The sequence below is a fragment of the Psychrobacter sp. 1Y6 genome, from assembly GCF_052258385.2.
In the GTDB taxonomy this organism is placed as follows: domain Bacteria; phylum Pseudomonadota; class Gammaproteobacteria; order Pseudomonadales; family Moraxellaceae; genus Psychrobacter.
In genome coordinates this window covers 2,986,298-2,999,645 of sequence record NZ_JBQQEW020000001.1, presented here as the reverse complement: position 1 = coordinate 2,999,645, position 13,348 = coordinate 2,986,298, and the positions used below count along the sequence as shown (strand labels likewise).

The following is a 13,348-nucleotide window of genomic DNA, read 5'->3' as shown; positions in this document are numbered from 1 at the left end:
TACCTTTGAATTTTGTGACTAGGAGACAAGTATGTCGGTATTAGATAATAAAAAAATCAGTTTTATTGGTGGCGGAAACATGGCACAAGCGCTCATTAGCGGGCTTGTGGGTTGCGGCATCAAACCAAATCTAATCACGGTCGCCGATCCTAGCAGCGATGCACGTGAGCAATTAGCCGCCAAAGGTCTAAATACTGTTGATCCAATGGCTGATCCAAAGTCTGCTGTGATCGGTGCGGATATAGTGGTACTCGCAGTCAAACCACAAATGATGAAAGTAGTGGTAAGTGCTTTTGCTGATGTACTAGACAATCAATTGGTCATTTCAGTGGCTGCAGGCTTGTCGACTGATCTTTTATCAAGCATGTTGGGCGGCTATAGCAATATCGTCCGTGCAATGCCAAACACGCCTTCTATGATTCAAATGGGTGCGACAGGCCTCTACGGTACAGACAATATCTCAGCGGAACAGAAGCAGCTAGCAACAGCCGTTATGGAAGCATCAGGTTTGGTCATGTGGGTCGATGACGAAGAGCATATGCATGCGGTCACAGCCGTATCAGGTTCAGCGCCAGCGTATATGTTTTACTTTATCGAATCGATGGTCGATGGGGCTGTTGCATTAGGGCTGGATAAAGAACAAGCCTCAGCGCTTGCTATGCAGACCATGTTGGGTGCTGCAAAAATGGCGATGAACAGTGATGATGCACCAGCTGAGCTACGTCGTAAAGTTACTTCACCGAACGGTACTACTCAAGCAGCGGTTGAGTCAATGCAAGCCAATGAGATTGGTCGTCAAATCAGCGAGGCCATGCAAGCTTGCTATGATCGTAGCCAAGCGTTAAGTGAAGAGATGAGCAAGTAAACACTGACAAGGTGTGCTGTGAGTCACCACTGACGACACACCTTATGTAATCATCAGCATCTGATAATGACATTTGTCATCCTAGAATCTGTTAATAATGTCACATTGAGTAGCACTTCATGAACAACATGTTATTTCAAATTTTTGATTTGGTCACCACATTCGCTATGATGCTGGTGTTTATTCGTTTTATGTTGCAGTTTGCAGGGATGGATGCGAGCAATCCGATGATTGCACCTGCTTATAAAGCGACGCATATCGTCGATGTATTTGGGCGTATTTTCCCGACTGTCGCGCAGGGTCGTATTAGCATTGCCGCTATCGTGCTGATGTTTTTGATTCGTCTAATCGATATCTCTGGAAAGGCCGCATTGACGCATAAAGGTATTGCGCCTGTACCGCTATTCTTTACAGGTACGACTAGCTTATTGTTAGACTTTTTACGCATGTGTCGCTACTTGGTGATTGGTTCTATCATCGTTAGCTGGATTGTGGTATTTACCAGATCTGAGCATCCGATTATTGGCATTATCATTAATTTGGCTGAGCCTATTTTGGCCCCGTTTCGTCGTATTACGCCGAATTTAGGTATGCTCGACTTATCGCCAATGGTCGCTTTCTTAGCATTTTATTTGCTTGAAATATTCATCGGTGGTTTGGCCGCGAGTGTCTTGCCAACGTTAGGTTAAGCCTAATAGAATTAAATCTAAAAACTGTCATAAAAAGGGCGTTCTATAAAAATATAGAGCGCCTTTTTTGCGTCTGCTACTTGGGAAATCTATTGGCTTTATAGATATGCTAAAAACGAACAAAGCGATTTGGTATGAGCTGAGCTTGAGTATCATCAGGATGCGGTGCATCAGCTGCCCGCAATGTCTGGGTAATCCAACTGTCAGCCGCTTTTACCGCATCAATGAGAACATCGCCCATTGCCAAGCGTCCAGCGATGAAGCTGGCGAGTGAACATCCTGAGCCATGGAACTCACCGTCTAAGCGCGGCAAAGTACTTTTATGAACCATTTCACCCTGTATATATAAGTACTGCTCGATGTCACCGCTATCAAAATCATGTGAGGTTTTTACCAGTACGGCATGAGCGCCTTGAGCACATAGCTTTTGTGCACCAATATGCAAGTCTTGCTCTCCGCTAAGCGCACGTAGCTCATGAGTATTTGGAGTGATTAAAGTGGCGTAGGGTAGCAATTGTCTAAAGGCGCTAACCAGAGTTTTTTCATCGCCCAAGCTACCACCGCTATTTGCGACTAGTACAGGGTCTAAGACAAATGGCGTATCATTATCGATAACTTGATCAGCAAACAGTTTGGTCAACATTGCGATGTTATCAGTGGTGCCGAGCATACCTGATTTGATAGCACTAACAGGCAAATCATCAAGAACCGCAGTAGCTTGAGCTTTTACCAACGATGCTGCACAAGCCTCAAAGCCAAATACCTGCTGCGAGCTTTGGATAGTGACCGCCGTACACGCAATGGCTGCATGTGCCTCTGATTGTCCAATGGCCTCGATATCCGCTTGTAATCCAGCACCGCCTGAAGGGTCTAATCCTGAAAAACAAAGTACGACAGGTCGCATAACAGCTCCTTTTGAGATATTTTAAAGTAAGTGACAAATACTATAGCCACCTACTACTAAAAAATCTATCATAGTCTTATGCTTGTGGATGAGGTATAAGACGGTAGAATAAATAGACCCAATATTAACAAGCAGTTTGGTCGTTATATTTAGCGATGATATGCCGCAATTTTCCGTATAAAAATGCAAGATAAGTACTTATATCTATAATTTTGATAAAAGCCGCATTAAATCTGTAGACAACGCTTGCAATTCGTTTTGGCTTTGTTATAATACTCGCCCACGACATGAGACGTATTGTTAGCATCAATACTATGTTTATAGATTTTTTATAAATGTCTTGAATCGTTAGGTGAAGTGGGTGAGTGGCTGAAACCAGTTCCCTGCTAAGGAACCATACGTGTAAGCGTATCGAGGGTTCGAATCCCTCCTTCACCGCCATTTATTCAGTTGTTATTAGAGTAATAACGCAATATACTGCGTTAAACATTTTAATAATTAATTCAAAAAATAATTTGTTTTAATTAAAAAAGATGTTGACACAAGCGATATTATCTATATAATGACCAACCTAATTTACTGCAAAAGATATTATCTGCGCAGTGGATAAAGTGCAAAATACGCGCCTGTAGCTCAGTTGGATAGAGCACTTGGCTACGAACTAAGGGGTCGGGAGTTCGAATCTCTCCAGGCGCACCATTTGCATAATAGCTTAATTTAAGCTGATAAAACATTAAAATAATCGCCTGTCTTATGACAATTGGCGGTTTTTTTATGTCTGTAGCTTTTACCCTTCTATTTATTTATTCTACGACCATCTCCTGTGTATAACGTGATTGGATAGCCAACTAATAATATTAAAGAGCAATCTACGATATTGGACAGTCATCTACGATGTTAGGCCATCTACGATGTCATCTAGGATAATGTACGATAGCCCCACCATTTACGGTACAATAGCGTTACTATTCACTGCTTGCTATGAGCTTGTACCATGTCAAAAAGTCCATCTAAACGTCCGTCAAAAACGACTCGCAAATCAAACCTTCAACCGAGTGCGCCTGTACAGCAAGATCCTAACGAAGAGCCAACCATCGCTAAGCCTATGATTCGTGTCGTGGCGATTCTCTATGACGGTATGCTGATTTTGGCGTTATTGTTTTTGGTAGGGACGATACTAACCGTCGTTGGTACGCTGTTGACTATGGAGACGGGTACTGAATCCTCACAGGCTCAGTCACTGCCGCTCTGGTATCAGAACGCTATTATGACGCCATCATTTGTACTGACGCTTGTAGCGTTCTATGGGATATTTTGGCGCCGTGGTGGTCAGACATTAGGTATGCAGACGTGGCGATTAAAAACGATTAATGATGCAGGCCAATGGCTAACATGGGGTCAGTCGTTTAAGCGTATTTTGGCCGCTTGTCTGATGCCGCTAATTTTTGGCATTATTGGCAGTCTTATTGATGGATCACGCGCCGCCTTACTGGCCAGCGCGTTTCTTGGTTTGGTATTCAACTATGTGTTCTGTCTGTTCAACCCTCGCGGTCTGGCAGTACAAGATATGCTGTCCAATACCATCACCCTAAAAATGCCGAAAGTGGCACATGAAGGGCTATGGCGCGGTTTTAAAAATCGTAAGAAAAAATCCTAGTCTGATTTTATTGACGTAACAATTTTTATTGAACTAGTAACTCTTATCGACGTAATAATTTAGTCGTATCCATGCTCAGTTGGTTCAGCCTAAATAGTTACATACTGACGCTTTGAATCAGCCATGCGGTGTAGCCCATAAAGAACAGTACCAGCGTGGCACCTGACGTACGACCGAATTGGCGTTTTGTTTTAAAGGCAAATGCGCATAGTGTCACTAGCAATATCGTCAAAACCCCCATCGCCATCACATCACGCGACAGAATCACTGGGTCGGCGGCGATAGGAGCAATGACCGTTGCCAAGCCGACAACTGCCAAAGTATTAAAGATATTAGAGCCAATGATATTGCCGAGCGCCATATCATGTTCGCCTTTACGGGCTGCTGACAGGCTCGATACCAGTTCAGGGAGTGAGGTCCCAACTGCGACAATCGTTAGACCAATGATAAGCTCACTGAGCCCCCATAGTGTTGCTAACTCGACAGCACCCCAAACGATAGCGCGTGAGCTGGCTACGAGCATCAGCATACCGATAATTAAACTGATAAGACCACGCGTTACGCTTGGTTCTAGCTTTTCTAAGCTCTCTGAGTTATTTAAGTGCTCTAAGTTATTTGAGTGCGCTGAGTCAGCATTAGCCACGACTATATCGTCTTCGTGCTCATGATAGCCTTCGCGTATACTCATTATGATCTGTAGTCCTAAGACTGCAACCAACAAAATCAACAATACGATACCATCGGTTTGGCTCAATGTTCCATCACGTAGCTGCCAAGCGGCGATGACAGTAATCAGTAGCAGTAAGGGCAAGTCGCGTTTTACGATGCCTCTACGGATGATAATAGGGCTAATCAATACAGTTGCACCGAGTACCAATGCGATGTTGATGATATTTGAGCCATAAGCGTTACCTAGAGCCAACTCAGGGCTGCCTTCTATCGCTGCTAGTACTGATACCACCATCTCAGGCGCTGACGTGCCTATACCCAATATTAAGACACCAATTAAAAAGCTAGGCACACTAAATTTCTTTGCTAGTGCTGTCGCTCCATCAATGAAGACATCGGCACTCCAAACTAAAATTGCTAACCCAATCAGTATTGCAAGCGCGGCCAACCACATCAGTATGTTTCCTTGTATATGATGAAAAATGTGAATTTGATAAATAAAAGTGGCATAAAAAAAGCCGAATCTTGATTTAGATTCAGCTTTCCCTTTAGCATCGAGATTTTTAGTAATAATAGCAGCTAATTCAAAGATGTAACTTTGTGGTTATCTTAAATTTACCAAAACCTCACCATCCTGTCATATTAAGCAACTTGTACAGGAATGATATTTGCTGTGTCTTTAACGGTGTTGTCTTCGTTGCAATAGACAAGTTTTGGCTGATACGTTGACGCTTCAACTTCATCAAAATGCGCGTAAGCACAAATGATAACGATATCGCCCAAATCTGCCATATGAGCCGCAGCACCATTTAATGAGATAATACCAGAGCCCGCCTCAGCACGGATAGCATAAGTGCGAAAGCGCTTACCGTTGGTCACGTTGTAGATATCAATAGATTCATTTTCGCGTAGACCAGCAAGATCTAATAGATCGCCGTCGATACCGCAAGAGCCTTCGTAATGAAGCTCGGCATGGGTAACACGGGCACGGTGTAATTTGCATTTAAGCATATTAAGTAGCATAGGTTGGTTCCTTGGCGTAACTGATATTAATTAACTAAATCAAAAGGTTAATGGGGATAAAACTGCCAAAATAAAAGGTCATTATCATTGAACGACTATATTATTCTGGTAATTTAAAGCCATTAATTTGTGAACGTGCTTTTTCGACATCACCATCTAACAATAATGGGAGCGCCTCAAAAGCAGCTGTCAGCGCGCTATCAATCGCAATCTGCTCATCAGGAGATGCTTTAGAGAGAACGTGTCCACTAACTTTAGACTTGTGACCAGGATGGCCGATACCCACACGCAGGCGATGAAAATCATTGCCAATATGCGGCGTGATATCACGTAGGCCGTTGTGACCACCATGTCCACCGTCTGTTTTGAGTTTGATACTACCAGCTGGAATATCGAGCTCATCATGAGCAATCAACAATTCATCATTTTTGATGCCATAGAAATTTACCATAGGCACCACTGACTGACCAGATTTATTCATAAACGTCAGCGGCATAAGTAAACGCACATCAGACCCATGAATCTGCCCACGCCCTGTCGCTCCATGAAATTTCTTATCAGGGGAGAGCGTGATATTAAACTGCTGAGCCAAATGATGGACAAACCAAAATCCTGCATTATGACGCGTAAACATATACTGCTGACCAGGATTACCAAGACCGACAATAAGCTTTATGGCCATAAAAACACCCTGCTTGAATTTGATAAATAGGGGTAAGGTGTGAAGTACTGATAGACAGTTTATTTTCAAACCTTACTTACAAAAACAGCAGGAGATTTTAATCACCTGCTGTCTTATTGACTAAACGAATGTATCACTAACCAGCACAAAATAATGCACTAGTTAGAAATAGTATATTACTCGCTGTCTTTGTTTTCTTCAGTACCATCGTTTTGTTCAGTTGCTGGTACTTCATCAGCATCAACGTCAGCATCAGCATCAACTTCTTCTACTGTTGGTGGCTGCATGTTAACGATAGTACGGTCATGACCGTCTTCTAGCTCAAGCTCATGAATTACAACGCCTTCAGGAAGTTTGATGTCTGATAGACGGAACAAATCACCGATTTCCATGCCAGACACATCTACTTCTAGGTATTCAGGAAGTTGTGATGGTAAGCAGATAACTTCGATGTCAGATACTAGAGTAGATAGTACACCAGCAGCAGCAGTACCAGGCGCATCTTCACGACCAGTGAAATGAACAGGAACGTTCATGTGGATTTTCTGACCTTTTACAATGCGCTGGAAATCAGCATGCATTGGGAAGCCTTTAGCTGGATGGCGCTGCAAGTCTTTGATAACTGCTTGATGCTCTTCACCGTCAACGTTGATAGTCAAGATGTGTGAGAAAAACGCTTCGAATTCTAGTGATTTTACTAGTTCGTTAAGCTTGATAGAGATAGCTGTTGGCTCTTCGTTACCACCATAGATGATAGCAGGAACTAGGTTCTGCTTACGTAGGCGGCGGCTCGCACCTTTACCTTGTAGTTCAGCAGCACGATCAACGGCGTTTAGTTCAAAATGATTAATGCTCATGGATATAATCCTATAAAAAAAATGATGAAGTGTCTGGTCATAAAAAAGTGGATTTGCGACCAATCCACTAATACGTGATGATAGCTAATATTATGGTTACGAATAAAACTCGTAATGTCTAAGCTTAGCCATTTGCTTATAGCAGCGCTCGCTATGATAATTACCATAACGATGGTTGCTGTTAAGCATGATCAGCACTTTTGATAGTGCTAGCCTAATAAAAACAACGAAAAGGTCAGCACAGGCGCGCATTATACGTGATTCTGTAGCAATAATAAAGACCTACGCAAAACGCCTACGCAAAACAAAGCGCCAAGTAAGGTTACTTGACGCTCTGTTTTTTAACTATTCAAGATATATTTCAGCAGCCATTGCTACTAAAAATTACCGCAATAGCTGTTTTAAAAATAACTGTATCAGATTAAGCGTCAAACATCGCGCTAATAGATTCTTCGTTATTAATACGGCGTAAGCTTTCAGCCAGCATCGGTGCAATACTTACCTGACGGATTTTGCTACAGGCTTTGGCTTCAGCAGATAATGGAATCGTATCGGTCACAACCACTTCATCCAATGCAGATTCGCTGATGTTTTTCAGTGCGTTACCTGATAGGACAGGGTGCGTAATATAAGCCAAGACGCGACGGGCACCATTTTCTTTCAATGCTTCAGCGGCTTTACACAATGTACCTGCAGTATCGACCATATCATCAACGATAACGCAATCACGGTCACGAACATCACCAATGATGTGCATTACTTGTGACTCATTGGCACGAGCACGGCGCTTATCAATAATTGCCATGTCGGTATCGCCTAACTGCTTGGCCATCGCACGTGCACGAACCACGCCGCCTACGTCAGGTGAAACAACCATGATATTGTCATAGTCTTGCTTTTGTAGGTCGTTTAGCAATACAGGGGTGCCGTAGATGTTGTCTACAGGGATATCAAAGAAACCCTGAATCTGATCTGAGTGCAAATCAACAGTCATTACGCGATCGATACTAACGATGTTTAGCATGTCAGCGACCACTTTAGCAGAGATAGGTACACGAGCTGAGCGTGGACGACGATCCTGACGAGCATAACCAAAATACGGCATGACAGCTGTGATACGGCCAGCACTAGAGCGACGCAAAGCGTCAGCCATCATCATGATTTCCATCAAGTTGTCGTTGGTCGGTGCACAAGTAGGCTGCATGATAAACACATCTTTACCACGTACGTGTTCTTTGATTTCCACGGCAATTTCGCCATCAGAAAAACGCGTGATGTCAGCTTTACCAAGAGGTATGTGAAGATGATCGGCTACGGTTTTTGCTAATTCTGGGTGGGCATTACCCGTAAAAATCGCCAAATAAGGCATGACAGAAGTCCTATTGATTGACTCAAGCAGCGACCGCTAAGCAGTGTCAAACTGCTCAAATTAAGAAAAGAGTGGTGAAGGTGTTGAAGTATACTATTACAGTAAAAAATGGCAGGGGTAGCTGGACTCGAACCAACGGATGTCAGGATCAAAACCTGATGCCTTACCAACTTGGCTATACCCCTGTAATGTCTAGGCTATGAACAACCGATATATAATAGCGACTAAGTAGTCGTTCTTAATATGGTGTCATGACCTGTCAGTTATCTAAAAAACGGATAAACCGTTTAAAACATAACTTTTCCCTAGCGGTGTCCATTGCGAACTATACCGAAACTGGGATAACGTTGTCAATGACAATAAGATAAGTGGCTGTCTATAAACCGCTTATACTCGATGTATCTCTAACGCTTCGTACTAAAAAATGGCAGGGGTAGCTGGACTCGAACCAACGGATGTCAGGATCAAAACCTGATGCCTTACCAACTTGGCTATACCCCTATTGTGGCGACCTATTATAAGTAAATTTTCAGATTTTGCAAGTCATTTGCGGCTTTTTCTGGTATTTATTCATCATAGGTTACTGCTGGCGCTATTTTAGCAAATTAAAATAGGCAATCCTACCGTTGTCATTATTTAGATGATAAGAAATCTAAAGGTTGTATGTGCTATTTTAAGTTTCCAACGATATACCCTGCACAAGGCGCACCTTCAACCCACTTTGCCAATAGCTTTTTGTTACTGGAAATACTCGCATCTAGAGGCAAAAACACAGCACTACCAGAGCCAGTCATTCGTGCTGTGCTCAGTGTTTGCGCTTCTAACCCCTGTAGATAACTTAAGGCATCTGCAACAGCAGAAGCAAGGCTCGTCACCACTGGGGTAAAGACATTATGATAAGGCGTAGTGAGCGTTTGCACATAGTCAGTGTATTGGTTTTGAATAGTTGCAACCGATAGGGGCGCGATATCTCGCTGTAGTTTAGGATGCGCAAATAAGGTAGCGGTATTGACATGAGCGTTAGGCGTTAAGATTAAATACTGCTGGTCAGGTAGGTCAATGGCAGTTAACTCTTCACCAATACCCATCGCAATAGCGTCTTGGCCAAATATAAATATAGGTACATCCGCACCCACAGTCGCGCCAATCTTTATAAGCTCATCACAGGTAAAATTAAGCTGCCAAATATCATTGAGTACCAGCATAGTCGTTGCTGCATTAGATGAGCCGCCACCCAATCCTGCACCCATTGGCAAGTGCTTATCTAAAGTGATATGCACTTTTGCTAATTGCTCAGGTAAAGTGTGTGACTGTATGGCAAATGCTAGCAATGCGCGTGCCGCTTTGAAAATTAAATTGTCTTCTATACTAGTAGTGATAGCCTCTGCACCATCTAGTATCAGTAGCTGATGACAGAATTGATTAGCACTTAATTCACTAGCTATAGTAGAAATCACGGCATCATCGCTGACCGAAAAATGCAAGTAATCGCCCCAGTCAAGCAGGCGAAATACCGTTTGCAAATTATGATAGCCATCGGCTCGTTTACCCGTGATGTGCAAAAACAGATTGAGTTTTGCAGGTGATAAACGGGTAATCATAGAAACAGATGGTGCGGCTATATTTTCAGTCATATTTTTTTATCATAAGGTGCAGTTATAAACAGCTATCTTAATTAGCAATAATGATTTTTAGCAAGCTTTCTGTTGTTAATGAAAGATGGATTAATGGTTAATCGTCATTACAACTTTGTTGCCTTGTGGCTGTACTGCACTAATTTTACTAGGTAGCTTATCCGTACCTTTATAAGTAAAGCTGGCTGTCCACTCACCATTGACTGAACTAACTAAACGGCTCTGATCATCCAGTTGTGGCGCACTATCTGAAGGTGCTGGGCGACCAGAAATCCAGTAAGGCATTTGTGAAATTGGTGCTTGCCAACCAGTGGCTTTCTTTAGCAAGGTTTCAGGATCATCAGCGGTCAATGTACCTGTCTTTTCGCTGACTAGAGTAGCGGTCTGACCATTGTATTCGATGTTGGTTTTACCAATGCCAAGTGCGCCAATTAATTCAATGGCAAATCGGTCATTTTGTTGACCCCATGCATAAAATGCACTACCACCTTGAGTACCTGTCGAATCATTCGCAGGCGTCGTTACCCCAATTTTACCGGTAATATTAAAACTCTCTAGCTTTTTTGGTTGATCAGCGTTTTGACCTTGTACTGTGGTCGTTTGCTGGTTGGTCGCGTTGGCCGTTTTTAATGACTGACAGCCAGAGGTAATGACCATCGCTGCAGTTAGAGCAGTAAACAGAGCCAATTTATTTGGTTTATAAGAAGTGATTGATGCTGACATAATAGTTTCTCAAAATGGAAAGATGAACAAAGATATTAGCTTAAGCGTTATTTGTTACTCGGTTATGCATGGCTGTTAGCTTCTTATAATGACCTTGTAATTTATAAATGCTTCGTTATTTATAAAACCTTATCAATTATCATATCTCTATAATCGCAAAACCCAAAGAGCATATCCAAAATCAGCACTATTAATACAGCTGTATGCGATCATTGATATTATGCTGTCCAAATGAGAAGCGCTGCTGCAAATCTGCGAGTAATGCTTCGACTTTGTCATTATTACCTAAGCCTTGATAGGCGCGCAATAACAGCGTGCCTGAGCGCAGAGTTGGTAGTACATCATAAGGTGTCTGTAGGTAGTCGATGACCTGCTGATAGTTCTCTTTGGCCAATGCATTGCCCGCCAAGACATTTAAGGCTTGCAGATGTAGGTCGTTATCATAACGTGGGTCATCATAGCGAATCTGAATAATTGCGGTAGCTAGCGCCAGACCTTGCTCTGAGCTGCGCTCATTTGCCAGTAGCAACTGTGCATAGCTCAACTGATAGGATAAATTGCTAGGATCTAATGCCTGTAAATGATTGAGCAGGGTGCGCTTAACGACATAGTCTTCTTTATCGTCTAACAGCTGAGCCCGTGCAAAGAGTAGCATTTCATTATCAGGGTATTTACGAGCGGCACGGGTTAGTAAGCGCAGTGCTTCATCCGACTCGTTTTGTTGCCACAAGATATCGGCTTGCATGACAAAAGTGTCAGGCGCGAATACTGTGAAGTCTTTGCGCAGCTTCTCTAAAGTCGCGATTGCCCCATCGATGTCATTATCGAGTAATTCAAACGCCACTACCTTTCTACGTGCTTCTAATACCAAATCCTCTTGCATGACGCCATTGAGATAGTATTTGGCTTGATCGAACAACTGCTGACGCTCAGCACTGATACCCAGATAATAATAGGCTTGATCAAGATAAGCTGGACTCTTGGCAAGCATATTGAGTAGCTCATCAGCACTAGCGTACTCTTCAATATCCAAGCTCACTAAAGCTGCTAGCAGGGTAATCTCAGAATCATCACTGAAGCGGTTATGCGCCTCAAGCAGTAACTTCCACGCTTGTTCGCTTTGCTTTAAATCTAATAGATAGCGAATCTCATATAGATATAAGCTTTTGCTATCAGGGTTGCGTAGACGAGCTTGACTGACATAATTGATAACAGTCTCTGCGGTCACAATTTTGCGCAATATATCTGCTTTTAACGTAATAAAGGGCACATAGTCTGGCTGACGCTCTAGCGCTCGATTGATATGAACGATAGCGACTTCAGGTTCGTTAAACTGATAGAGTAAACCTGCTTTTAATACTGACAATGAGGCATTTTGCTCGCTATCTAGTGGTTGCAACGCGGCAAGAAGTTCACGTTTGTCGTCGTCATTATTTGGGTAAATGCCTATGAGGATTTCGCTTAAGTCTGCGCGTGGGTCATAGCGCAAGATGCGGTTTAACGTTTCACCCGCTAATATATAGTCGTGGGCACGTAAAGCCAAATGCGCGACATAAAACCAAGCAGGTACGTGGTCAGGGTTTTGGTCTTGCCATGTCTTGGCAAACTGTAATGAATCTTCAACCCTTTCATTACGCAAAGACAGGCTAAGCGCTCTCTCAAACACGGCTGTCGCATCTTCTTTAAAAGACTGTTGCTTATAAATAGAGACCGCGCGTCGTTTGTCATCGCGATCGGCAGCAAACTCGGCATCCAGTAGAGCGTACAAGCTTGGTTCACTAAGCTCAGGCTGCCATAAACTGGCTGGCGCTAAGCCATTAATGTTTTTTACGTTTTCTATGGTGAGCGTGTCTTCATTATAAGGTGTATCAATCGCGGCATTACTATCATTTACTTTATTGCCATTTGGCTTATTGGCAGCGGCCATATTATCGGTAGCAACGGATACTTTAGGAATTTTTGCTTCTAGCAATACATCGGGGTGGCTAGCATGAACAGGGGCTGCCAAACACAGGCACACGGCTAGAGACAACGCTAGCTTATATCGTTGACACAGGCGCTCAATAGCGACATGCAATAAAGCACGGAAGCTAGAGTATTCGCTATAGGAATGTGGTGACCGAAGTAATGACCCAAAAAAAATCATAGATAGCCGTATTCGCCCATGGTTTACCTACACAGATAAGGCAAGTTTGTTTTAATCATTTTAAGTTAAATATTGGCAATATGTACCCATGACAAACATTATAAGAGTAGACCGATGAGATAAACAATAG

12 protein-coding genes and 4 tRNA genes are annotated in these 13,348 nt (G+C 42.9%); 5 read left to right on the top strand and 11 right to left on the bottom strand.

Features of this window, described 5'->3' with window-relative positions; translation table 11 throughout:
* Positions 1–31: 31 nt before the first annotated feature.
* Together proC and ACTXGF_RS26220 are read left to right on the top strand one after the other, a co-directional pair.
* Entirely contained in the window at positions 32–865 is an 834-nt protein-coding gene (proC, locus tag ACTXGF_RS26225) for a pyrroline-5-carboxylate reductase (RefSeq protein WP_443533272.1), read from the top strand.
* A gap of 128 nt (positions 866–993) precedes the next feature.
* Positions 994–1,554: a YggT family protein gene (locus ACTXGF_RS26220; RefSeq protein WP_224737825.1), complete on the top strand. Its 561-nt coding sequence runs from the start codon at positions 994–996 to the stop codon at positions 1,552–1,554.
* Between the two features lie 109 nt (positions 1,555–1,663).
* Here ACTXGF_RS26220 and ACTXGF_RS26215 read toward each other — a convergent pair whose 3' ends face one another.
* Positions 1,664–2,458, bottom strand: coding sequence for a hydroxymethylpyrimidine/phosphomethylpyrimidine kinase (locus ACTXGF_RS26215; protein ID WP_443533275.1), 795 nt, complete (start codon positions 2,456–2,458; stop codon positions 1,664–1,666).
* Positions 2,459–2,809: 351 nt separating this feature from the next.
* On the opposite strand from ACTXGF_RS26215, the gene ACTXGF_RS26210 reads away from it, so the two are divergent.
* From ACTXGF_RS26210 to ACTXGF_RS26200, 3 genes are all read left to right on the top strand, one after another.
* Positions 2,810–2,899 (top strand) — tRNA-Ser (locus ACTXGF_RS26210).
* Positions 2,900–3,080: 181 nt separating this feature from the next.
* Positions 3,081–3,157, top strand: a tRNA-Arg gene (locus ACTXGF_RS26205).
* 295 nt (positions 3,158–3,452) lie between these two features.
* A complete protein-coding gene (locus tag ACTXGF_RS26200; protein WP_443533277.1) occupies positions 3,453–4,115 on the top strand; it encodes an RDD family protein in 663 nt (220 codons plus the stop codon).
* A 97-nt stretch (positions 4,116–4,212) separates the two neighbouring features.
* On the opposite strand, the gene ACTXGF_RS26195 is transcribed toward ACTXGF_RS26200, so the two are convergent.
* The 10 genes from ACTXGF_RS26195 to ACTXGF_RS26150 form a co-directional block, all read right to left on the bottom strand.
* The gene (locus ACTXGF_RS26195; protein WP_443533279.1) at positions 4,213–5,238 is read right to left on the bottom strand and encodes a calcium/sodium antiporter; all 1,026 of its coding nucleotides are present in this window, start codon (positions 5,236–5,238) and stop codon (positions 4,213–4,215) included.
* Positions 5,239–5,426: 188 nt separating this feature from the next.
* On the bottom strand, positions 5,427–5,807 hold the full coding sequence (gene panD, locus ACTXGF_RS26190; RefSeq protein ID WP_010196068.1) for an aspartate 1-decarboxylase: 381 nt from the start codon (positions 5,805–5,807) through the stop codon (positions 5,427–5,429).
* Between the two features lie 100 nt (positions 5,808–5,907).
* Positions 5,908–6,489, bottom strand: coding sequence for an aminoacyl-tRNA hydrolase (pth, locus tag ACTXGF_RS26185; protein WP_443533281.1), 582 nt, complete (start codon positions 6,487–6,489; stop codon positions 5,908–5,910).
* A 176-nt stretch (positions 6,490–6,665) separates the two neighbouring features.
* The gene (locus ACTXGF_RS26180) at positions 6,666–7,346 is read right to left on the bottom strand and encodes a 50S ribosomal protein L25/general stress protein Ctc (protein WP_057758040.1); all 681 of its coding nucleotides are present in this window, start codon (positions 7,344–7,346) and stop codon (positions 6,666–6,668) included.
* 421 nt (positions 7,347–7,767) lie between these two features.
* Positions 7,768–8,715, bottom strand: coding sequence for a ribose-phosphate pyrophosphokinase (locus ACTXGF_RS26175; protein WP_057758042.1), 948 nt, complete (start codon positions 8,713–8,715; stop codon positions 7,768–7,770).
* A gap of 109 nt (positions 8,716–8,824) precedes the next feature.
* A tRNA-Gln gene (locus ACTXGF_RS26170) sits at positions 8,825–8,900 on the bottom strand.
* Positions 8,901–9,140: 240 nt separating this feature from the next.
* Positions 9,141–9,216 (bottom strand) — tRNA-Gln (locus tag ACTXGF_RS26165).
* 167 nt (positions 9,217–9,383) lie between these two features.
* Positions 9,384–10,349, bottom strand: a complete 966-nt coding sequence (gene ispE / locus ACTXGF_RS26160) for a 4-(cytidine 5'-diphospho)-2-C-methyl-D-erythritol kinase (protein ID WP_443533283.1) — start codon at positions 10,347–10,349, stop codon at positions 9,384–9,386.
* Between the two features lie 90 nt (positions 10,350–10,439).
* Positions 10,440–11,072 carry a lipoprotein insertase outer membrane protein LolB gene (gene lolB / locus ACTXGF_RS26155; RefSeq protein WP_443533284.1) on the bottom strand — a complete coding sequence of 211 codons (633 nt, stop codon included), beginning with the start codon at positions 11,070–11,072 and terminating at the stop codon, positions 10,440–10,442.
* Positions 11,073–11,262: 190 nt separating this feature from the next.
* Complete coding sequence (locus ACTXGF_RS26150) at positions 11,263–13,218, bottom strand: tetratricopeptide repeat protein (RefSeq protein WP_443533286.1); 1,956 nt, start codon at positions 13,216–13,218, stop codon at positions 11,263–11,265.
* Between the last annotated feature and the right edge of the window lie 130 nt (positions 13,219–13,348).

Bases quoted from the DNA above. Each gene is read 5' to 3' on its own strand.
- proC (WP_443533272.1), top strand. From the start codon at position 32: ATGTCGGTATTAGATAATAAAAAAATCAGTTTTATTGGTGGCGGAAAC.
- ACTXGF_RS26220 (WP_224737825.1), top strand. From the start codon at position 994: ATGTTATTTCAAATTTTTGATTTGGTCACCACATTCGCTATGATGCTG.
- ACTXGF_RS26215 (WP_443533275.1), bottom strand. From the start codon at position 2,458: ATGCGACCTGTCGTACTTTGTTTTTCAGGATTAGACCCTTCAGGCGGT.
- ACTXGF_RS26200 (WP_443533277.1), top strand. From the start codon at position 3,453: ATGTCAAAAAGTCCATCTAAACGTCCGTCAAAAACGACTCGCAAATCA.
- ACTXGF_RS26195 (WP_443533279.1), bottom strand. From the start codon at position 5,238: ATGTGGTTGGCCGCGCTTGCAATACTGATTGGGTTAGCAATTTTAGTT.
- panD (WP_010196068.1), bottom strand. From the start codon at position 5,807: ATGCTACTTAATATGCTTAAATGCAAATTACACCGTGCCCGTGTTACC.
- pth (WP_443533281.1), bottom strand. From the start codon at position 6,489: ATGGCCATAAAGCTTATTGTCGGTCTTGGTAATCCTGGTCAGCAGTAT.
- ACTXGF_RS26180 (WP_057758040.1), bottom strand. From the start codon at position 7,346: ATGAGCATTAATCATTTTGAACTAAACGCCGTTGATCGTGCTGCTGAA.
- ACTXGF_RS26175 (WP_057758042.1), bottom strand. From the start codon at position 8,715: ATGCCTTATTTGGCGATTTTTACGGGTAATGCCCACCCAGAATTAGCA.
- ispE (WP_443533283.1), bottom strand. From the start codon at position 10,349: ATGACTGAAAATATAGCCGCACCATCTGTTTCTATGATTACCCGTTTA.
- lolB (WP_443533284.1), bottom strand. From the start codon at position 11,072: ATGTCAGCATCAATCACTTCTTATAAACCAAATAAATTGGCTCTGTTT.
- ACTXGF_RS26150 (WP_443533286.1), bottom strand. From the start codon at position 13,218: ATGATTTTTTTTGGGTCATTACTTCGGTCACCACATTCCTATAGCGAA.